The sequence below is a fragment of the Vreelandella titanicae genome (assembly GCF_014697095.1).
Classification (GTDB): Bacteria; Pseudomonadota; Gammaproteobacteria; order Pseudomonadales; family Halomonadaceae; genus Vreelandella; species Vreelandella titanicae.
The window spans coordinates 4584297-4607208 of record NZ_CP059082.1; the positions used below are offsets into that span (position 1 = coordinate 4584297).

General features: G+C 52.8%; 13 protein-coding genes. 4 read left to right on the forward strand and 9 right to left on the reverse strand.

What is annotated here, in order from left to right:
* The 6 genes from HZS52_RS21080 to HZS52_RS21105 form a co-directional block, all read right to left on the reverse strand.
* The gene (locus HZS52_RS21080) at positions 1 to 1851 is read right to left on the reverse strand and encodes a DUF6311 domain-containing protein (protein ID WP_190373597.1); all 1851 of its coding nucleotides are present in this window, start codon (positions 1849 to 1851) and stop codon (positions 1 to 3) included.
* Positions 1852 to 1863: 12 nt separating this feature from the next.
* Positions 1864 to 3240 carry an undecaprenyl-phosphate glucose phosphotransferase gene (locus tag HZS52_RS21085; protein WP_089690585.1) on the reverse strand — a complete coding sequence of 459 codons (1377 nt, stop codon included), beginning with the start codon at positions 3238 to 3240 and terminating at the stop codon, positions 1864 to 1866.
* Between the two features lie 10 nt (positions 3241 to 3250).
* The gene (locus HZS52_RS21090; RefSeq protein WP_089690583.1) at positions 3251 to 4702 is read right to left on the reverse strand and encodes a TolC family outer membrane protein; all 1452 of its coding nucleotides are present in this window, start codon (positions 4700 to 4702) and stop codon (positions 3251 to 3253) included.
* Positions 4702 to 6081 carry an HlyD family type I secretion periplasmic adaptor subunit gene (locus HZS52_RS21095; protein ID WP_159176459.1) on the reverse strand — a complete coding sequence of 460 codons (1380 nt, stop codon included), beginning with the start codon at positions 6079 to 6081 and terminating at the stop codon, positions 4702 to 4704. Before HZS52_RS21095 ends, HZS52_RS21090 begins: the two co-directional genes overlap by 1 nt.
* A gap of 1 nt (position 6082) precedes the next feature.
* Entirely contained in the window at positions 6083 to 7837 is a 1755-nt protein-coding gene (locus HZS52_RS21100) for a type I secretion system permease/ATPase (protein ID WP_089690579.1), read from the reverse strand.
* A 156-nt stretch (positions 7838 to 7993) separates the two neighbouring features.
* On the reverse strand, positions 7994 to 10333 hold the full coding sequence (locus HZS52_RS21105; RefSeq protein ID WP_190373598.1) for a DUF4214 domain-containing protein: 2340 nt from the start codon (positions 10331 to 10333) through the stop codon (positions 7994 to 7996).
* A gap of 217 nt (positions 10334 to 10550) precedes the next feature.
* Here HZS52_RS21105 and HZS52_RS21110 point away from each other — a divergent pair, with 217 nt between their 5' ends.
* Both HZS52_RS21110 and HZS52_RS21115 read left to right on the forward strand, forming a co-directional pair.
* Positions 10551 to 15164 carry an ExeM/NucH family extracellular endonuclease gene (locus HZS52_RS21110; RefSeq protein ID WP_190373599.1) on the forward strand — a complete coding sequence of 1538 codons (4614 nt, stop codon included), beginning with the start codon at positions 10551 to 10553 and terminating at the stop codon, positions 15162 to 15164.
* A 157-nt stretch (positions 15165 to 15321) separates the two neighbouring features.
* Positions 15322 to 16755 carry a phosphomannomutase gene (locus HZS52_RS21115; protein ID WP_190373600.1) on the forward strand — a complete coding sequence of 478 codons (1434 nt, stop codon included), beginning with the start codon at positions 15322 to 15324 and terminating at the stop codon, positions 16753 to 16755.
* Between the two features lie 107 nt (positions 16756 to 16862).
* Here HZS52_RS21115 and glyA read toward each other — a convergent pair whose 3' ends face one another.
* A complete protein-coding gene (gene glyA / locus HZS52_RS21120) occupies positions 16863 to 18128 on the reverse strand; it encodes a serine hydroxymethyltransferase (protein ID WP_159176454.1) in 1266 nt (421 codons plus the stop codon).
* A gap of 243 nt (positions 18129 to 18371) precedes the next feature.
* Between glyA and HZS52_RS21125 the strand changes: the two genes are divergently transcribed.
* Both HZS52_RS21125 and HZS52_RS21130 read left to right on the forward strand, forming a co-directional pair.
* A complete protein-coding gene (locus tag HZS52_RS21125; RefSeq protein WP_022520377.1) occupies positions 18372 to 18803 on the forward strand; it encodes a LexA family protein in 432 nt (143 codons plus the stop codon).
* Positions 18800 to 20164 carry a Y-family DNA polymerase gene (locus tag HZS52_RS21130; protein ID WP_190373601.1) on the forward strand — a complete coding sequence of 455 codons (1365 nt, stop codon included), beginning with the start codon at positions 18800 to 18802 and terminating at the stop codon, positions 20162 to 20164. The genes HZS52_RS21125 and HZS52_RS21130 overlap by 4 nt, the downstream gene beginning before the upstream one ends.
* Here HZS52_RS21130 and HZS52_RS21135 read toward each other — a convergent pair.
* Positions 20126 to 21589 carry a sodium-dependent transporter gene (locus HZS52_RS21135; protein WP_041157895.1) on the reverse strand — a complete coding sequence of 488 codons (1464 nt, stop codon included), beginning with the start codon at positions 21587 to 21589 and terminating at the stop codon, positions 20126 to 20128. The two genes, HZS52_RS21130 and HZS52_RS21135, sit on opposite strands and share 39 nt — an antisense overlap.
* A gap of 72 nt (positions 21590 to 21661) precedes the next feature.
* On the reverse strand, positions 21662 to 22885 hold the full coding sequence (locus tag HZS52_RS21140) for a YbfB/YjiJ family MFS transporter (protein ID WP_190373602.1): 1224 nt from the start codon (positions 22883 to 22885) through the stop codon (positions 21662 to 21664).
* Between the last annotated feature and the right edge of the window lie 27 nt (positions 22886 to 22912).

Genomic DNA, 22912 nt, shown 5'->3' on the forward strand with positions numbered 1-22912 from the left:
TTATTGGGTGGCTTGTGATGACAACGGTGAGTAACGGCCTGACGAAACCGCAACGGGTTGCCATAGAATGGTGACGTTTTCATGCGTCACACAGGCCCAGCTGGCTAATCGACACGCTTGTTGCGAGAGCTCGTGGTCGGTTATCAAATACACATGCCCTTCGGGCAATTCACCTTGTGCCAAATGGCGGCGATAAGTTTGTGTTGCTGCGTCGATGATTTGTTGATTTGCCCTGGCAAGGTAGGCAACGTTGATCGAGAGATGGTATTCTGCTGCCAACCACAAGTAGGGTTTAATGGCATCAAGGTCATGTGCTGGAAAGGCGATCAAGCTGTCGTGTGATGCCCATACCTGACTTAACTCGTCATCCTTCAATACGTCGTAAGCACGGGGGTCAACACGACTGGCTTCGACTTGATTTTTAACCTTGTTGCGCATGAAACTGTAAAGCTCGCGCAAATCTTCTCTTTGCACCACCATGGCTAGAACCAGCAACGGTAACAGCCAGCATGCTCTCATATTTTGGGCAAGCTGGATAAACGTAATAACCAATAGTAAGTAAAGTAGCGGCCATACCATTCTACCGCTTGACCGTAGATAATCTTTGAACGGCTCAAACAACATGTCGTAATAGAGCGGAATACTGCCTTGGCCTATCGATACTTCTCCAGCCATAGCGAATGCAAACAGGCCAACGGAGGCTATCCAAGCTGGTAGCCAGCGGTGATCAACTAACGCTTCTTGATGGTAGCCATCATTATTTACTGCATTAACGCTTGCTAGATTTACCCCGCAATTAAACCAGGTGCTGACTATCAGCGCTAACCACAGCAGCAAAACACCTGCGCCAACATAGGCCATACCTTCGTATTGACCTTCTTTAGCGGGCTGCCAGCCGGGAAAAAGCACTGATAGTGACGTAAAATTGTCGTTAAAAAACCATGCCGATGAACGCGGATTGAAAAACGTCAGTAATTCAGCGGAATAAAAGCCGTAGCCACCCGACGCGGCGCTTTGGCTATCTAAATGAAAGTAGCCTGCCCCCCACATCACAACGAGGATAATGCAGGGTGTCGCCACCCCCATCAGCCACCACGCTTGATAGCTGTAGAGCACGCTCATCATATGCTGTCGTACTGGCTTGCCTCTTGCATCAATCGCCCCTTTCACCACCCTATAGCTAATCGATAACCACCAAACCGCCCAAAACACGCCTGCCATAAAAAAAAGATAGAAATGCATCAAAACAGCCACTGTGAGCAGTAACAGCCAACAAACGGCCCCCTTGAGGCGTTGTTTTTCGGTTGTCAGCGTAAGCTCAATGGCGATTAGAATTATCCAATGCGCAGTTAAGGCTTCGTGGCCTTGAATACCGATACCGCGCAAAATAACGATGGGCAAGCTGCTGATGAGCAATGCGCCAGCTAGCGCTGCATAGGCGGGAACACCGACGCTCAGTAGTAACCGACAAGCTACTAAACCGTTCAAACAATAGTTAATGACAATGGCTAGCCCTAAATATTGAAAAGTGTCGGGCAGCCAGTGGTGGAACAATTTTAGAGGAATAGCGTAAAGCGGTATTGAGTCAGTATAGACAATACTTGTGGATAGTTCAGTGGCTAGCGTTTTCACGGCCCCTAGGGGCCAACCCCACGGCTCCTGACGGAAAAACTGCCAACCAATGTAATGTTGAAAAGAGTCACCTTCGTGTAAAAGCCAATCAGCATCGCGAGGGTCCAGCATGCCACGGTAAAAATAAACAGCTAACAGTGCTGATAGAATGCCAGCACCAACTGCCGTGATCGCCCCGTGCTTTTCGTACCACCAGCGCCACGTCCCTGTCGTCTTCATTGGTCGCTTACTCTAAGGCTGTCGATTCACAAATCCATGCGTGATGGTCATGGCGAGTATTTTGAGATCAAACCCCAACGACCACCGTTCTATATAATAAATATCGTATTCTACCCTCTTTTCCATCAACTTGACGTCGTCCGTGATGCCCCGCAGGCCGTTTACCTGGGCCCAACCTGTCATACCCGGCTTGACGCGATGACGCTGCATGTAGATATCAATGTGGTCTTTATAGTGGTCGTTGTGATCCATGGCGTGGGGCCTTGGGCCAACAAGCGACATTCGGCCTTGTAGTACGTTATAAAGCTGGGGAAACTCATCTAAGCTGGTACGTCGTAAAAAGCGCCCCAATGGCGTTACACGGTCATCATCGTAGGCAGCCTGCTGCGTTGTATCGCTTTTGTGCAGACGCATGGTTCTAAATTTATAAATTTTGAAGCGTTTTCCGTCTAGGCCATGCCGCTCTTGCTTGAATAATACCGGCCCACCCATTTGCCAACGAATTGCCGCTGCAACCGCTAACATTATCGGGCTAAAAAGCACAAAGAGCACTAGACCTAGCACGCGGTCTTCCAGTGCTTTAATAAAACGCATGGAGCCACTAAGCGGGGTGTAATTAAGTTCTAATGAGTAGAGGCCCGCCACCTGCGTAATACGGTGGTTCAACAAGCGTATATCAGGTAAGTCGGGGAAAAAGCGAATACTAGAGGGAATACCGGCAAGCAGACGCATTAAGTGGCGCACGCGATTACCTTGAACCAGGGGGTAACCTATCCATATTTCGTCAAAATTGCGCTGAAAAATGTTCTCTTGGGCGAAAGCAGCCATTTTGTGAAAAAAAGTCGTGTCGTCTTCATCAATATAATGACCTACCACTACATACCCCGCATGGGGTGTTTCAATGACTTTTTTTTCTAATAGGGCGATATTATCCTTTTTACCAATTAACAGCACTCGCTTTAAGTTATGCCCTTGTGCGCGCAGGCGCCTCAAGTATCCGTACAGCAACGTACGCATTACACTGCCCACTGCTAGCACCGATAATGCAGAAACACCCATCCACAAACGAGAGAAACTCTGTGTGCCTTTAATGGCAACAAGCAATAGGCTGAGCAGGGCAATAGTCGCTATCCAGGTCACAAGATAAATACCGAGCATGGTGTAAAGGCTGCGCCCACGCCAAGGCTGGTAAAGCCCGAATAGCTCACCTACAGCGGGTAGCAATAGGCTGCCAATAAGTATCAAGAAAAGGTAGTCATTGCCATCGTGGTCGATATCGGGCATCAGCCAAAGAGTAGCCAATGCTACTAACGTGGCTATACCCGCATCAAAGCAACGCATCGCGCGACGCAACCACTCACTACCTTGGCTTGTTTTTATAACGGCCATAGTATGATGGCTACCGAGCTACCTGCGCTGACGTGGACATTGAGGCCAGTAGCGCCATAATGCGAGCCAAGTCATCGCTTTCCAAGCTCCCGACTGCAGCATGCAGCGCCAGCGTATCCAAGGCATAATTACCCACGGTATCAACGTACTGAATACGCTGATCATAAAGACTCGCACGAGCATCAAGCACATCGACAAGATCGCGTAGTCCTAATTGTTCACCTCGTTCGGCGGCATCTAAAAACAGTTGACTCGATGAAATAGCTTGATTCAACGCCTCCAAGCGACGTTCGCCACCGTTAAGTGCTCTGATACGCTGCCGCACCTCTTGGATCGCAAGGTTGCGTTCATTATCGAGAGCAGCCAACCCTGCCTCTATACGCTTTTCACCTTGCCGAACGCTGGCATTAGTGTAGCCACCACGATATATAGGTACGCTTAATTCCACGCTCGCCCGGTAGTCTTCGCTTTCTCTCAGTTCATCGTCACTGACCCGATCTGAATAACTAAGATTTAGGTTTAGCTCGGGGTAGTAACCAGAGCGCCTGACGCTACTATCAGCCTGGACGACCTGTTGCTCTTCGCTAGCATATAGGACATTCAAGTTTTGATTAGTGCGGGCGATCCACGCTTCGGGATCACCAATATCATTATTGAGGGTAACCGTCGTAAGTTCGCCAGGCGCAGAGCTTTGAAATTCGGGCATCACGCCAGTGAGGCGCTCTAATTCGCTTAAAGCATTATCTAGCTCGTTTTCTGCCTCAACAGCATCGGATACCGCCTGATCATACCTGGATTGGGCTTCCAATAGGTCTACTCGATTCCCCACCCCTAAATCAAACGCACGACTTGCTTGGCGGACTTGCAGATCAAGTGACTTTTGCTGGGCTTCCAGCAGCCCAGAACGCTGTGCAGCTAAATAGGCTTTTACATAAGCTTCGCTTACCTGTATCGCCAGCTCTTGTTCTACAACGGCAAGCTGTAGTTCAGCAGCACTTACCTGAGCACTGGCAACATCCATTTTCCTCCAGCGCTCTAGGCTGAAAAGTGGTTGCTGTAGCTGAACTTGATAGTAAGTTTCATCAATTTCGCCGGGCCTTGTTGCGGGTTGACCCAAATCTTCATCACCAACGGTTTGGATATTTGTAGAATCTTGCCATAAATACCCTCCAGTTGCGCTAATTTGGGGCAGCAGCTGTGAGCGGGCCATAGGTACTTCTTCTTGAGTAGCATCTAGCTCGTATCGCTGACGAGTAAGGTCTGAGTCGTGACGCAGTGCCCGGGCAAATAGCTCAGGCAGTGATGGCAGCGTTTGGGGTTGTGACTCCGAATTAGCCAACGCTTCTAGTTCAGTAAGCGCTTGATCATCTGCGGTAACATCGCTTTGTGCCAATGCCGGCTGACTAAGCAACGCAACTGCAAGTACAAGCGCACTCAGGTTAAAAGGTGTCGTCCGTGTCATTAATCCTCCCGGATAGCGCGCGATAGCATGTCAGTAACTGGTTTGGCGATGTAACTAGCAAAAGTACGCTCACCAGTACGGATCATGACTTCAGCAGGCATACCTGAAAGCAGGTGCATTTGCTCCGTCATGTCCTCTTTTCCTTCGTCAGTTACCCGAATGCGCGTTTTATAGTAATTCTGACCGGTCGCCTCATCTTCGAAACTATCGGCGCTGATGTGAATAATCTCACCATCAATTATATTTGTTAGCCGCTGGTTGAAAGCAGAAAAACGAATTTCAGCAAGCTGGCCTATGAATAGGTTATCGATATCACGCGTTGGAACACGCGCTTCCACCACAAAGCCGTCATCTGACGGAACCACTTCCATGATGGGATCCCCAGGTCGAATAACGGCACCGACTGTATGAACTTGGCGGCCCACCACGGTACCCGAAACTGGGGCGCTCACAACGGTTCGATTGACTTGGTCGGTCAGCGAGGTAATGCGCTCCTCCGCTTCCGCTATTTGCGCTTGAGCATTGCGCAGCTGTTCACCTACTTCGGCCTGAAATTCCTGCTGAGTAATCTCTTTTTGCATACGGTTTTCGCTGATTTGCGAACGAAGCTGAGCAATATTAGATTGAAACTCTGCATTATCACCTTGGTATTGCAGTATTTGTCGTTCGAGTTCACGCAGACGCTGATTATCGCCCAGCCCCTCGCGATACAGCGAACGGAAGTCTTCCGCTTCTGAACGCAACGAGCTGATACGCTGATTATTAACTCTTTCACGCGCTTCTAGACCATCAATCTGCTCCTGCATTTGAATAATCTGCTGATCCATTGAGTCTAGTGTACTGAGCAGCGATTGACGGCGCGCATGGAATAAACTTTGCTGAACAGCCGTTACCTGTTGGATCCTATCGTTATCCACCGACATCAGCTCTTCGGGCATTTCAAGCGTTTCGGCGCCTTGCTGTTCTGCTAGTAAGCGCACTTCCATCGCTCGGTTTATATAGTATTGAGATTGAGCAATTTCAAGCTGCGAGCGCACCTGAGTATCGCTCAATATCACCAGCGGCTGCCCAGCCTCAACTTTGTCCCCATCTTCCACCAAAAGCTCTCGCACAATGCCACCTTCAAGGTGCTGCACCGTGCGCTTAAACGACTCCATGGATACATTACCTGGGGCTACCACAGCTACCGCCAATGAAGCTGTCACAGACCACAATACGAACCCGCCAAGCGCTATACCTAGAATAGCGTAACCGAGCTTACGATAGCCTTTATCACTGGTTGGTAACTTCTCTTGAGCCTCACCTTCAATGGTAGCTGGGCCTTGTGGCGTTACATCAATTTCGCTTTTGGCTGGGAGCTGATCTTTGTGACTGCTCATATTACGACTCCTCACTACCACGACCACCTGAAATGGCGGAGAGGCGAGCTGAACCCTGTTGGCCTACTTGAGGGCGTGGCTTTTTGGCAAACTGGGCAAGTACTTGGTCTCGGGGGCCAAACATACTGACTTGGCCTTCTTTCATGACCAAAAGCTTGTCCATTGTTTTTAGTACGCTAGTTCGATGACTTATTACAAATAGCGTTGTACCTTCTGCTTTTAATTGAGCAATGGCTTGGCTCAGCGCTCGTTCACCAGCGTCATCGAGATTGGCATTTGGCTCGTCTAGCACTACCAACACTGGGTTACCATATAAGGCGCGTGCTAACCCTAAGCGCTGGCGCTGACCACCAGAGAGTGCACCGCTATTTGAGGCAATAATCGTGTCGTACCCATCTGACAGTTCCAACACCATTTCATGAACGCCTGCTTTTTTGGCGGCTGCAACGACTTTCTCTGGGTCAACATTGCCAAACCGGGCAATGTTCTCGCTGATGGTGCCATCGAACAATTCAATATCTTGCGGTAAATAGCCGATATAAGGCCCTAGCTCGTCACGGTTGTATTGATTAATTGCTCCGCCATCAAGCCTTACGTCGCCCACCTGTGTTGGCCATATCCCCAGCAACACGCGGGCAAGCGTTGATTTGCCTGCCGCACTAGGGCCGATGATGCCAACATGCTCACCTTTAGCGACACTAAAATTGATGCCTCGGATGGTGGCCATACGCGTACCTGGAGGAGCAGCAGCTACGTTTTCTATATCAACAACACCTTGTGGAGCAGGCAGCGACATGTGGGGCTGTTCGCCTGGAATCTGTACTAGAAGCTCGTTTAACCGGCCATAGGCACCACGCGCCGATACAAAGCCTTTCCAGCCACCTATCATTTGATCGATAGGGGCCAGCGCACGTCCCATAAGGATAGAACCCGCAATCATCATACCGGGGGTCATTTCACCTTCGAGCACTAAGAGCGCACCCAGGCCAAGAATCAATGACTGGAACAGTAAGCGCATCACTTTAGATGTATTCGTTAACGCGCCTGCTCGATCGCTTGCTTGCGACTGCTTAGCAAGAAACTCATGATGGCGCTTTGACCAGCGCCCCATAATGCCAGGCAGCATGCCCATTGCATGAAGCACTTCAGCGTTACGTAAGTTAGAGTTGGCTAGATTTTGCGCTTGAATCTGTTCACTATTAGCTTCAGCAAGCAAGGTTTTTGTAGACTTCTCATTAGCCACCGCTAGCGCAAATAAAATAATACCCGCACAGGTAGCAAACACCCCGAGCCAGGGGTGGAAAATAAACAGAATACCTAGGTAAACCGGCACCCAAGGGGCATCAAAAAAAGCAAACAGGCCATTTCCGGTAAGAAATTGTCGCAAGCTGGTCAGGTCATTAAGTGGCTGGGCACTTTGGCTGCCAGGGGACATTATGCTACGTCGAAACATGGCGCTGTAGAGGCGCTGATTGATAGTGGTATCTAAACGGTTTCCTATCCTCACCAACATCCTTGAACGTACCAGTTCAAGCCCGCCCATCACCATAAATAGAAATACGACGACGAGCGTCAACATGATCAGCGTATCGAGACTTTGCGTGGTGAGCACGCGGTCATACACTTGGAGCATGTACATGGGGGGAACTAGCATCAGCAAATTGACGAACATGCTAAAAAAGCCCACCGATACAAACGAACCCTTACAGGCGCTTAATGCACGCTGTAGATCCGTTGCTTCCTGTTGCTTTGCCATGGAGGGATCACCGTTGAATCAAAGAAGTCACGCGAAGATTATCGCGGCAGCATAACAGAAACGCCCCTGCCTAGGGTAGGGGCGTTATGAGAGTAAAAACTGTCAGGAAGGGGGTCGAGCTTATCTATACCCAACCCAATGTCTGCAAATAAACCGTTAACCAAACAGCATCATGCTCTCATCTGACTCGGTAAAACCAACCATAACGGCGCCTCGCTCGGCACCATTATCCAACTGATCCAACCAGAACTCTTTACCTGCCGAATCAGACGTTCTCTCGAGTACGTTTGAATACATCAGTTCAATAAAGGCGTCGTCTTCTAGATTCCCGTTTTGACTATTGAACTCAGCTGACGCAATAAAGCTGTTGGCAATATCACCTAAACCAGTAGTCTCCTTAATTTCCAACCAGTACCCCAACCCTTTACCATCCGCATCGCGATCAAAGGCAGCATCGTAAAGGCGCAATAGTGGGTCAACAGGCGCGCTGAAGACTGCATCGCTACGCTCATCAAGGTTTTGGATGCGCAGGTCTTCGCTGGCAGGGGTTTCTTCTTCGCTAAATGGCGTTTCGCTGAACATGCTGGCCATGTATTCAGCAAAGGCATCCTGCTCAGTGCCCTTATCGGCGAAGGTAAACTGGCCATCATCTACAAACGCGTCCATAAGATCCACGCGGTCTTGATAGCTGCCTTCATCTAACGGATAACCGTCGCCGCCATCGGCCAAAAAGCCTAAGGTAACGACTTTGATGCTCTCTTCAGCATCACCTACCAAGCGGCCATTGGCGACCAGTACATCGTTTGCACTGCCATCCTCATTAACGATTACCGCATTTTGGATGCGCTCGCCAGCGGGTTGACTTACATCAAAGCTGTATTGGATACCGCCCACCTGGGCAAACTGACCAGCAGTGACACCCGGCGCTGACGCTGCTACCGCATGCTCCAGGATATCCAATAGCGTGCTACGCGTGACGGTAATGATGGTCAGGTCGTTATTGAAGCGTAGCGATGACGCTGCATCCAGCTGGGATACACCCCCTTCCGGCTTGCCGATAGCGGGGTTGGCGCCCGGCACCTGATAGCTGGGCTCGCTATCGCTTCCTTCCACCACGACATCACCAATCGGCTCACGAATACCACCGCCGTTCTTAAACGATACCAGTACCTCGGCATCCAGCTGTTTGGCGTACCAGAGGTTGGCGTCGGCAGTCAGGTTACCCAGGTTGGTCTCTTCGGTACGCACTGCGCCCCGCTCCCCCACCAGATAAACATCGGTTAAACCAAGGATGTTGCCGTCTTGTTCAGCAACGAATTCCCCTACGGCGCCGACTAGGTCGTTGGCCACATCCCCTTTGGTGCCTTCAGCAAAGGCGCTTTCCAGGTCGCCCCACAGCGCTTCTACCTGTTCATCGGTAGAGGCGTAGATACCAGAAGAGTTTTCATCGATGGAGTCAGTAATCACACGACCCTGTTCGTCAAACTCGACAACCAGCTCTGCAACGTAGCGCCAGCCACCATCAGTATTCACTACCACGACATCATTACCTGAGGCGTCCTGGGTAACAATGGGGTATGAGTCATAGGGCTCGCCCGCTCCTGGAAACAAGCCGCGGTCTTGATCTTCTTGATCCGCCAGCAGGCTATTGGAACCACCGGCAATGACGATATCCACGCCGTCCAACAAAGTCGCTAGTTCTTCTTCGAACTGAATTTGCTGAAGGTGCGAGCTGAGGATGATTTTATTGATGCCCTGCGCCTCGAGGTCATCAATGACGGGCTGAATAAGGTCAGCCAGGGCCTGCATGTCGTTACTACCCCCTGTCAGCACGTCTACATCACCTGGCGAGGAGATGCTCTCAAGGATTTGGGTAGTTACGCCAATAATGCCAATTTTTTCACCGCCACGCTCGGCAATCACCGCCGGGGCTAGCTTAGGCTTATTAGCGCCAGCTAATAGCTCTTCCCAAGTAGCTTGGAAAGCGTCTTGGCTGAATAACTCATTGGTAGCCAGCTCGCTTAGGGCGGCATCAGCGGAGAAATCCAGGTTGGCTGAGAGGTAAGGGAACTGCGAGCCCAGCCATTCAATTTCAGCAGCCGTAGCGCCGTTAACCACAGGCGCGATCATTGCAGCAATTAGATCAGTGCCTAGGTCAAACTCGTGATTGCCCAATGTCACGGCCGCAGCGTCGACCAGATCCATCAACAGAGTCTCAACACGCCCAGAGGCCGCCGTGATTCCGCTCATGGAACCCGCTTCTAGCCCATAAATCTCTTCAACCGCGGCTTGGAAGGCTGTTTGTAAGCTTGAATCAGCGGCGGCGTTCAGATACGGCCCAGGCAAAACTAAATCGCCCGAACTGATGAACAGCGAGTTGGCGTACTGATCTTCTAAATGATCCACGATAGAAATGAAATTGGGTGCGTTAAGCAGATCTCCCCCTCCCCCTTCCATATCGGCTGCGTGTAGGAGTTGAAGTTGGAAGTTACTCATGGCGATTCCCTTTTTTAAAAGGTAGAAAAATAGGCAATCGAGAGATTACGCAATCAACCATTGCAAATACGTGACGCTTTAAAGAAAAAGTATACTAGCGTCGCCAAAAAATCACTTCGTAATCCAAGCATCATTAAAATAAAACATTTAAGTCATTTAATTGCTATGACTTAGTAATAAATTCAACCTTTCTATTCATTCTGAGAGGGCTGGTTAAATGACCAATTTTGAGCTTGTTTCTACGTTATATCACGATATTTTGTTGCGTGAGCCGGATGAGGCTGGCGCTAATTATTGGACTGCCGCCCTGGATAGCGGAACTGTCGATGTTGCAACCACTCTTGACTCAATGGTGACCAGCGATGAATTTCAGCTGCAAATCCAGCCTATTATTACGCTCTATAGTGTTCACCTATTACGTACGGCCGACCCTGCAGGCCTCGCGTACTGGGTCAATGAGTACCGCAACGGCTTAGTATTGGAAGAGATTTCCAATAGTTTTCAAGCGTCTAATGAGTTCGAAGCCACCGTTTCCAACTTGAACGATACCACTTGGCTAAATCAACTCTACAACAGTGTTTTGAACCGCGAGCCTGACCCAGAAGGCTTAGTGTACTGGTCAGCGCTGCTGGCGGACGGGCTGTCTCGTGAGGAGCTTGCCACAGCATTTATGAACAGCAGCGAAAGCATTGAACAGCAACCAGCACGTGTATTAGCTCCTTTACTCGGCGATGGCTCCAGCGTGGATGATGTTGCATCGCTACTGAGTCGTTATATTGAGCAGCTTGAGAGTGAGCCAGAAGAACCTGAAGAGCCAGAAGAACCTGAAGAACCAACAGAACCTGAAGAACCAACAGAACCTGAAGAGCCAGCAGAACCTGAAGAGCCAACAGAACCTGAAGAGCCCAACAACCCAACTGACCCCAGTCAGCCTGAGCCAAGCAATCCAAACTTCAATCTGGGAGAGCGTTACCACACGGGCACTTCTGACGCTTCAGCAGCGATTGCCGTGGGTGAGGGTTTCATGCTGGTGGCGGATGACGAAGACCAAGTGTTACGCCTCTATGAACGCGACACTGACGGCGCCCCTCTGGCGGAAATTAACCTAAATACTGCTCTGGGTTTGAATGACACCCAAGAGGTGGACTTGGAAGCGGTGGCGACTTATCAAGGTACCCACTACTGGTTAGGCTCCCACGAGAGCAGCCAGCGCTCGATGATTTTCGCCACTGAAGTAACAGGTGATAACGCTGAGAGTTTGAGCATCGAGGTGACGGGCCAGTTTACCGATTTAGCCAGCCAGCTTAACGACTGGGATGCCCAAAATGGCCATGGGCTTGGTGAAAATGCGCTGAGCCTCTCGTTAGGGGTCAATATTGAAGGCGCTGTGTTTATCGGTGATTCCCTTTATCTTGGCCTACGCTCGCCGTTGGATGATGGCTTCGCACAATTAGTACCGGTAGAAAACGTGATTGACATCGTCTCTGGTGAGGCTAACGAAGCTTCCTTTGGCGACCCCCTGCGTTTAGACCTGGATGGTCGCGCTGTGCGCTCTATTGAACCTGCTGGCGATGAAGGTTATCTGATCCTGGCGGGCCCGGTTAACGATGACGACGACGTAGGTTTTGGTCTTTACCTATGGGATGGCGATTATGCCGTTCGTGAAATAGACGGCCCGGATCTCAATACCCTACCGGACGCACTGACGGCGAAGCCGGAATCACTTTTTGATGTTTCCATCACCGAGTCGGGCGTTACTGCGAGCGTGCTGTTTGATAGCGGCACGGTGGATTGGTTAGAGGATGGTCAAGAGTCTAAGGATCTACCCGCCGAACAGCAGCGCTTTGTGAGCACAGACATTGAATTCAACCTGCCTGATTTTGCACCTCAAGCCGGTGACATTGCGATTACTGCGGTCAGTGGCAGCGAAAAATCCTTCCAATTCGTAGCATTGAAGGGTATCAGCGAAGGTGCGGAAATTACCTTTACTGACTCAGGCTGGGCAGGCGATGGCTTCCGTGCCAGCGAAGGCGCCGTTAAGTGGACGGCGCCTGAAGGCGGCGTACCTGCAGGCACGGTTGTTACTTACACTACGGATTCTCCGCAATTCACTACTGCTAACGGCAGCGAGGTGGGTAATAACGGGTTTAATCTTTCGGTCAGCGGTGACCAAGTACTTGCTTTCGTCGGCGAGGCTAGCGACCCAACATTTATCTACGCGGCTCAAACCAACAGCGATGCGTGGCAGGAAACTGCTGACTCCTCTAATAATTCTGCCCTGCCGCCTGGCCTTGAAGAGGGTGTCACGGCGGTTGCCGTTGGCAGCGCACGCAACGCCGCCTTTACCGGTAATGGCTTCGGCACGGCGGAGGAGCTATTAAGCGCCGTTGGCAACCCTGAAAATTGGTCATTTGAGTACGCTGAACTACCCACCAATGCCACCACTGACTTTCATGTGGGCACGATGGAAGCTCCTTATGTGCCGGGCGAGCGCGACATTGGTTTAGCCATCACTGAGATATGGTCGGGCCAAAGCGGTTCTGACGTCACCGCTGATTGGTTTGAAGTTACCAACCGTTCGTCAGAAGCGCTTGATTTCAGCAATATGCCGCTTTACTACGATGATGACAGTGCCGATCCCGTAGATGCTATAGAAATTAAGGGGCTAAGCTCGCTGGCTCCTGGTGAATCAGCGATTGTTATGGTCGATGGCGATGCCGAATCAGTTGCGGAATTCCGTTCAGCGTGGAGCAATCTGGATAATATCGATGCCTTGAAAATTGGTTATGCCGAGAATGCTTCTGGCCTGGGCGGTGGCGGCGATGCCGTAACGCTGTGGCAAGGCGACCCACGTGTTGATGGCAACCAGGTGGCAATGGAAGCCTACCCAGATACCGACGGGTTTGACGCCGCTTCCTGGGATGTGGATTTAGGCAAATTCACCACCACTGATACTGAGGGGGCGATTAGCTCTGATGCACTGGGCGGTGATGGTAGTGATGTACCCGCCGTAGCGTCACCTGGTCTTGCTAATCAGCCCCAGGTAGATATTACACTGATTTCTGCAGTACAGGGCGACTCAAGCAGCAGCACTTTAGAGGGTGAAAACGTTACGCTTGAAGCCATCGTCACTATGGTAGCGCCTGGCTTGGATGGCTTCTTCCTGCAAGAGGAAGATAGCGATAACGACAATAATGCCGAGACCTCAGAGGGTATCTTTGTTTACACGGGCAGCAGCAGTGGTGAGTGGCTGGAGCAGCTCACTGCCGGTGATCAAATTCGCATTAGCGGCGAGGTCTCAGAGTATTTCGAGAAAACGCAGTTAACTGCCGAACACAACAGCCTTGAGGTGCTGGCTAACGATGTGCCTTTGCCTGAAAGCCAGCGAATCATCATGCCGTTTACCGACAAACAAGGCCTGGAAGCCTTTGAAGGTATGCGCGTAGCCATTGAAGCGCTGGACGGTGAGCCGTTGGTGGTCACTGAGCTTTACGAGCTGGGCCGTTACGGCGAAGTTACGCTTGCATCAGGAGGCCGCTTAGAGCAGTTCACGGAAGTCAACGAGCCTGATGTGGCAGGCTATAGCGCTTGGCTTGACGACGCCGAGGCACGCACCATTAAAATCGATGATGCGAATTCGACACAAAACGCTGATCCGATTATTTATGGTCGTAACGGTGAGGAGCTTTCTGGTTCTAACCCGCTGCGCGGTGGAGATGAGCTTCAGACTCTCGAAGGTGTGCTTGATTACAACTTCGAAGAGTGGAAAGTGCAAAACGTCGAAGGCCTGGACTTTACCGGCGCTGAGCGTCCGGCAACACCTGATACAGATGCTCTGGGTGATGCCGATATTACAGTGGCCTCTTTCAATGTATTGAACTACTTCACTACCCTGGATGAAAACGGCAACAAAACAGAGACCTTAAATGGCACTCTGCATGATCCACGCGGCGCCAATAATGCTGAAGAATTTGCCCGTCAGGAAGCCAAAATCGTCGAGGCAATTAATACCAGCGGTGCTGATGTGGTGGGGCTCATGGAAATCGAGAACAACGGTTATGGTGACGATAGCGCCATTGCAACGTTGGTTGATGCGCTGAATGCAGATGTGCAGGATAAAAACATTCAGGATGTCACTTGGGCTTACAGCGTCCCCGAAGATGGGAATGGCAACACCACTAGCCCTGGGGATGATGCCATTGCGGTTGGGGTCATCTACAATAGTCAGGCGGTGACACCTACTGGCGCTGCAGCCACTAAAACCGATGGAGCTTTCGCCACTGCAAACCGTGCACCGGTGATGCAAACCTTTGAAGATAGTAATGGTGAAACCTTTTCGGTGGTGGTTAACCACTTTAAATCCAAAGGCAGTGTCGTCAATGGTGAAGACGCTATCGGCGACGGACAGGCCAACAACAACCCCACACGGGTCGAGGCCGCGGAGGAATTGCTTGAATGGCTATCCACCAACCCCACCGGTAGCAATGACAGCGACGTGCTGATTCTTGGTGACTTGAACTCTTATGCCATGGAAGACCCCATCATGACCCTGACCGATGCGGGCTATACCCTTCAGGACGATGATTACAGCTATGTCTTTGATGGATTCTGGGGTTCGTTGGATCATGCGTTAGCCAGTGAAACGCTCGCAACACAGGTCACGGGCACCACGACTTGGCATATCAATGCGGATGAAGCATCGGCATTGGATTACAACACCGACTTCACTAATGATCGTCAGGATGACAACCTATACGCCGATGATGCGTTCCGTAGTTCAGACCACGATCCTATCTTAGTAGGCCTGAACTTAGGCCTAGCTGAAGCTTAATTAAACGTACTACCTTTTGAGATGGCCTCCGCTTGCGGGGGCCATTTTTTGTCTTACTAGCCATTACCCCTGATCGCTTCAGCGCTCAAAGCGCCCCGTAGCGCTTCCCGCCTAGGGTGTTAAACTCACCGCAAGCACTTTTTTCAGGAGAAATACATTGAGTTCAGTACGTTCCACTACTGCTATTATTCATGACAGCGGCATTGCTTTTGGTACCAGCGGCGCACGAGGGCTGGTTGAACAGTTTACCGATGAAGTAAGTGCAGCTTTCACCGTGGCATTTATTACCGCCATGCGAGACTCTTTTCCAGTAGAACGTATTGCGCTAGGTATGGATCGCCGCCCCAGCAGCCCGGCGATGGCAGCCGCCTGTACCAGTGCGGCCCATACGCTAGGAGTGAAGGTCAATGACTATGGCGTACTGCCTACGCCTGCCCTGGCGTTAAAGGCAATGGCGGATGGCATACCTTGCATCATGATTACCGGCAGCCATATACCGTTTAACCGTAACGGCATCAAGTTTTACCGCCCTGATGGCGAGATTACCAAAGCTGATGAAACCGCTATTCTTAATGCTGAGGCGGCTATGCCTACCCTACCCGCGCCAGTGCGCGGGGAGGTTTCTGAAGCCGCTAATCAGGCCTACTCAGAGCGCTTCACCACCTGGTTTCCAGGTGAGCCATTGAAAGGTTGGCGGGTAGGCTTGTACCAACACTCAGCCGCAGGGCGCGATTTGAATGCGCATATTCTGAGCGAGTTAGGTGCGGATGTAGTGGTACTAGGCCGCAGCGAAGCCTTTGTGCCCGTAGATACCGAGGCCGTTAGCGACGAGGATCAGGCTCAAGGGAGTGCCTGGGCAAACCAACACCAACTACAAGCCCTGTTTTCTACCGATGGCGATGGAGATCGCCCGTTGCTTGGAGATGAAACGGGCACGTGGCAGCGTGGTGATATTGTCGGGTTACTCTGCGCCCGTGCATTGGGAATCGAAGCGCTGGCTGTGCCGGTAAGCTGCAATACAGCGATAGAAGCCTGCGGTGCCTTCCAGCTAGTTGAGCGCACGCGCATTGGTTCACCGTATGTATTGGACAGTATGGCTAAGCTCAGTAAGCGGTTTACGCGAGTGGCTGGGTTTGAGGCCAACGGCGGCTTTCTATTGGGCAGCAGACTGGAGAGTGATGGTCGTCAATTAGCCGCCCTACCCACCCGTGATGCGCTGCTCCCCGCCCTTACTTTGATGGTGATGGCCGCCCAACGCGGGATTAACCTCTCGCAGCTAATCGCTGACTTACCTGCCCGCTATACGGCAAGCGACCGACTCAAGGATTTCGCCACGGAGAAAAGCCATGCGTTACTGGCCGAATGGCAAACCTCACCTGAGCTGATGCAGCAAACATTAGGTTTACAAGCTGGCATTTCAGCAGTCAATAGCACTGATGGCTTGAGAGCCACGCTTGAAAATGGCGATATCGTGCACCTTCGCCCCTCTGGCAATGCACCGGAGCTGCGCTGCTATAGCGAATCTGCTTCACAAGCAGATGCATCGGCACTGGTAAAACAGAGCTTGGCCGCTCTCGAAAAGCTGAACTAGGGGCCTTACTCTTAGCAAAGAACAGAGCACTAACAAAGAACGGGCGACCCTAATGGGCCGCCCGTTCTTTGTGGCTATCCTTTGCCAAGGAGAATGGTTACAGCTGCTTATTTATAAACCGGAAGCCGCGCACAAACCTCGGCCACTTTATCCAGCACCTGGGCTTCGATGGCGCTGGTGTCATCGCCCTTGGCCAGTACGTCCAGAATATCGCAGATCCAGCCTGCCAACGTACTACACTCTTGTTCACTGAAACCGCGCGTGGTCACCGCTGGGGTGCCAATACGCAGGCCAGAGGTGACAAACGGGCTTTGCGGGTCGTTAGGAACAGCGTTCTTGTTCACGGTGATATGAGCACGACCCAAAGCAGCATCGGCATCTTTGCCCGTTACGCCCTGCTTAATCAGCGAAAGCAGGAAGAGGTGGTCTTCGGTACCACCAGAGACGATGTCGTAACCGCGATCGATAAACACCTTGGCCATTGCCTGAGCGTTCTTAACTACCTGCTGCTGGTAGGTTTTGAACTCGGGCTCCATAGCCTCTTTGAAGCAGATCGCTTTGGCGGCGATTACGTGCATCAAGGGGCCACCCTGGCCGCCGGGGAAAACCGCTGACTGTAGCTTCTTCTCGATATCAGCGTCGTTTTCCGCTGAGAGAATCACGCCACTGCGGGGGCCGCGTAGGGTTTTGTGGGTGGTGGAGGTGACCACATGGGCATGGGGCAAGGGGCTGGGGTATACGCCTGCCGCGACCAGACCAGAGACGTGGGCCATATCAACGAGTAAGTAAGCGCCTACTTCATCGGCGATTTCACGGAACTTGGCCCAATCAACAATTTGTGAATAGGCTGAGAAGCCGGCGATGATCATTTTGGGCTTGTGCTCGCGAGCAAGCTGGGCCACTTGATCGTAATCAATTAACCCCTGCTCATCCAGACCGTACTGAATGGCGTTGTAGTGTTTGCCAGAAAAATTAGGCTTGGCACCGTGGGTCAGGTGGCCGCCCGCATCCAGGCTCATACCTAAAATGGTATCGCCTGGCTTAACCAGCGCTTGGAACACCGCGCTGTTGGCTTGCGAGCCTGAGTGGGGCTGAACGTTCACGTAGGTGGCGCCGAACAGCTCTTTGGCGTAATCAATGGCCAGGTTTTCAGCGATATCGACGAACTCACAGCCGCCGTAGTAGCGCTTACCGGGGTAGCCCTCAGCGTATTTATTGGTCAGCTGGCTGCCCTGAGCTTCGAGTACGCGGGGGCTGGCGTAGTTTTCGGAAGCGATCAGTTCGATGTGGGCCTCTTGGCGCTCCACTTCTTTCTGCATGGCATCAAACAGCACATCATCAAATCCGGCAATTGTCATATCGCGGCTGAACATCGGCGGGAACCTCGTAACGAGAAAGGGTCATCATGGAAGAAGCGAGGGCGCTATCATAACGCAGCCTGACGCGACTTTCATCGCATCCTCGTCAGGTCTTGCATGAGCGTGATTCATGTAATGACAGAGAAAGTGTCATCGCGAACGCAATGAAGCGATCTCAGGGGGCGTCAATTTGCGTTTTCCTTCGCCATGCAAAATACTGTATATTTATACAATATTTTAAGCACCAGGATGCCGACGATGCCGGGCCAGTCTTCTCACTTTACCCCTGCCTTGCCGTTAACCTCTCAGCCGCAGCCTTGTGGCCGCGCTGGTTTTAGTGGCTTTCCTTCGCCAGCCCAGGATTACGAGCCATGCACGCTGGATCTCAACACACGGCTGGTTAAAAACCCTACTGAGACGTTTTATGTCACCGCCACCGGCGACAGCATGGAGGGTTGGGGAATTTTTGAGGGTGACTTGCTGGTGGTTGATCGCAGTATTGAACCGCAACTGGGACATATTCTGGTCGCTATGCTAGAGGGCGAGGCCCTAATTAAACGCTATGCGCTCTATCGGGGAACGCCGCACCTGTGCTCAACACATCCTAACTATCCGCCACTGCCACTTGAAGGCAGCGACTGCCAGCTATGGGGGGTAGTGCGCGCCGTCGTGCACGAGTACTTGCGATGATCGGTCTAGTCGATGCCAACAACTTCTACGTCAGCTGCGAGCGGGTTTTTCAGCCCAAGCTGGAAGGTAGGCCCGTGGGGGTAATGTCGAACAACGACGGCTGTGTCATCGCCCGCTCCGCCGAGTTAAAAGCGCTGGGTATCCCTATGGGTGCGCCAGCCTTCAAGCTTGAAGAAATGCGTCAGCGCGGCGAGATCCACCTGCTGTCGTCTAACTATGAACTCTACGGAGATATGTCGGCACGGCTGACCCAACTACTACGCGATGCCTGCCCTGCAATTGCGCCCTACTCAATAGATGAAATGTTCGTCTACCTGGAAGGATTAACCACAGAGCAGTGTGAGAGGCTGGGGCGAGAATTGCACCATCGTATTCGCCGCCATTTAGGGTTACCGGTGTGTGTTGGGCTGGCACCCACCCACACGCTCGCCAAATTAGCCAATCACCTTGCCAAGCAAGACCCACATTACCAAGGCGTTTGCCTGCTTAATGGACAAGATCACACGACGCAGGCGCTGCTCAAACGTACGCCGGTGGGCAGCGTGTGGGGCGTCGGCCATCGGCTTGCCGGGCGCTTAGCGATTGGCGGCGTGACCACCGCTTGGGACTTGCGTCAAAGCGACGACAAGCAGTTGCGCAAGCGCTTCTCTGTGGTGCTGGCGCGCACCGCGCTCGAGCTGCGTGGCACGCCTTGTATGGAGATGAACGCCCTGGATCAACCGCGCCAACGCATTATGACCTCGCGCTCTTTCGGCCAGCCCACCGGCGTTTTTGCAGAAGTACATAATGCACTACGGCGCCACGCCCAGCGCAGCGCTGAAAAACTTCGCGAGCAACGTAGCTTAGCTCGTGCGGTGATGGTATTTCTCAACACTAACCGTCATCGCCGCGATCAACTGCAATACTTCCCGCAGGCGCTGATCGCCCTGCCCTCACCCAGCGACGATACCCGGGTGATCCTTGATGCCGTACGCCAAGGCCTTGAGCAGATTCATCGCCCCCGCTACCAGTTCATGAAAGCTGGCGTGATGCTGCTGGATTTAGTGGATGCAGAGCAGCACCAGCTTTCGCTGCTGCATCCGCCAGTCCGTGATCGCCATCCGTTTTTAATGGCAACCGTGGATCAGATCAACCAGCGCATGGGGCAAGGCACTATCAGCTTTGGTATGACGGATGCCCCTGCTGCTTGGCAACTGCGCTGCGCCCACCGCTCAGACCGCTATACCACGCGCTGGGACGAGTTGATGAAAGTGGGCACTCACCCCGGCGCAGTCGCCGCCGCCGAGGCAAAGCAGAAAGAGAAGCAGAAAAAACAGCAGGCGTTAACCAGCACTAAGCGCAGTACGCAGCCGCGGGCTTAAGGTTTCTCCAAGCGCGACCATGGCAAACAGAATCCCCAGCAACCAGGGCCAGTGAGCCGCAAACGAGACCTGATAAACGCCCAGCGCGTCGACAAAAATCACCACAATGCCCAGCGGGCTAACGTAGCGCACCATGGTCAGCCACAGCGCATAAGGCAAGGGAGCAAGCCCCAGCTCGTCGCGGAAGGTCTCGCTTTTCAGCACAAACCCCGCTACCACTACCGTGCCCAGACCACCCAACGGCATCATCCAGCGCGAGGTTAAATAATCCAGCCAGTCAAAGAAGTTCTTACCGGCCAGTGTCCAATCCGCGCCCAGGTTAAACGACAGCATCGCCAGTGTGCTAATCAACCACAGCACAATACCGGTGCCCCAGGCGGCTGCCGAACGCGAGATACCTTTGTTGTCGCACAGCCAGGAAACCGTGGCTTCGACCATAGAGATCGAAGAGGTCAGCGCTGCCATAGAGAGCATCAGGAAGAAGAGAATGCCAAACAGGGTGCCCAGCGGCATCGCCTGGAAGGCCAACGGCAGGCTCATAAAAATTAGCCCAGGGCCTTCGCCGGGGTTCATGCCATTGGCGAAAATAACCGGGAAGATCGCAAGCCCCGCCATCAAGGCAACAACGGTATCCGCCACCGCCACACTCACCGTGGTGCGGCCAATAGAAGCGTCTTTAGGCAAGTAGCTGCCATAGGTCAGAATCGCCCCAGAGGCCAGCGAGAGGGTGAAAAACGCATGACCCAGCGCTGCCAGAAGGCCTTCGCTAGAGAGGCTGCCCGCATTGAAGGAGAACAGAAAGTTAACCGCAGCGCCAAAGCCACCGGAAAACATACCAAAGCCAATCAACACCACCAGCATGATCACCAGCCCCGGCATCATCCAGCTAACGCTCTTCTCGATTCCCTGCTGCACGCCTTTACCCACGATCAACATGGTGGCCAGCGTAACCAGGGTGCTCCAGAAACCGAGGTTCAGCGGATTGGCGTTATTGGCCCCGAACACAGCGGCCATCTCATCAACGCTGCTGCCCGCGAGCCCCCCGGTCAGCATCTTCCACAGATACGAGAACGACCAGCCCGCCACCACCACGTAAAACGACAGGATCATAAAGCCGCAGAGCATGGCCATCCAACCAATCAACGACCAGGCCGATGAACGGCCAGACTCATTGACCACGCGCCGTATGGCATCCACCGGGCTACCACGCCCCCGCCGACCAAACGCGATTTCAACCATCATCACCGGCACACCCACGGCAAAGATGCACGTTAGATAGACCAGCACGAAGGCGCCGCCGCCAAACTCCCCAGTCATGTAGGGGAATTTCCAGATATTGCCTAGCCCCACCGCCGAACCGGTGGCCGCCAACATAAACCCCCAGCGGCCTAGCCATTGGGTGCGAGGTTGCCTAGAAGAGGTCATTTGCCCATATCCCGTAGAAAAAGGCGCTCATCCTAAAGGATTTCGAGGGTAATGCCCACTAGGCCCCAGTTCCTAGGCGTACACCATGGCTTTTGCGGCGGCATCCAGGCGTTGAGCGGTTTGATCGACCCGGCGCAAACAGGCCAGCAGCACCGCGCCAAGCGTTACAAAACCGCCCGCCAACCACAGCCCAACACCATAGTGGCCAGAGGTTTCAGCCAACATACCGGTTAATGCCGGGGCGCATATCTGGGCGGCGCCGTATGCCAGAGTCATCTGCCCCATTAGCCGCGCGGGGCTGGAAGGATAGAGCCTACCTGCCATGGTCAGCACAAGGCTGACGCAACCAAGGAAGGTACCGCCATAGAGCACCGCACTGAGCAGTACCACTGCTGAGTTCGCGGTAATCGCAGGCAGTACGATCCCCACTACCTGAATCCCCATGGCGAGAATCAGCGCCCCTAAATAGCCCACTCGACGGGCGACCAGATCCCACAGCATCACCGCTGGGGCGGCGGCTAAACCGGCCAGAGCGAACGTCCAGTTGCCCATCCCCGCCAGCAGCGGCTCACGCTCAACGATGGCAACTAAGAAGGTAGCGCTGATCACATAGCCATAACCGGCGCAAAAGTAGGCGGCGAGCATCCAGCGCATAAAAGTACGTGTTGGCGGCGTAGCGGTTCGGCTACTCGCCACGTGAGCCCCCTCTAGCGGCCTTTCCGGCCGCGGCAGCCAGCGCCAGGCAGGCACCAGCAGCACGGCACCCAGCAGGCTAAAGCCCCACCATTGGGTCTGCCAGCTAAAGGAAAACTGGAGCATCATCTCCCCTGCCACCGCCGCGACAATCATGCCTAGCCCCAAACCGGCAAAATGAATTCCCAGCTCGCCGCGCTGGCGATGTTGGATTAACCAGTGAAGAATCAGCCCTGACGCTAATAGCATTGCAGCGCTGCTTGAAAGACCCGCCAGAAAACGCAACCCCGCCCAAACCCAGAAGTGATCGGTAAGCGCCATACCCGCAGTCGTGATTACCGCCAGGATTAACCCGCAGCGAAATAGCGTGTCTTTGATATAAATACTGTGAATAGAGGCGGCCAGCACGGCCCCCAGCATATAGCCCGCGTAGTTAACCGCAGCCAGCCAGCCGCCATCGGCATCACCCATCCAGGTCTGCTGCTGCATCACCGGTAGCAATGGGGTATAGGCAAAGCGCGCGATGCCAACACATAATATTTGGCTAAAAACGCCCGCCAACAGCACTTTGAAGCGCTGGGCACCTAGCGTTGCGACGGTCATGGGGCTACTCCTGAACGGCTCTTTAAC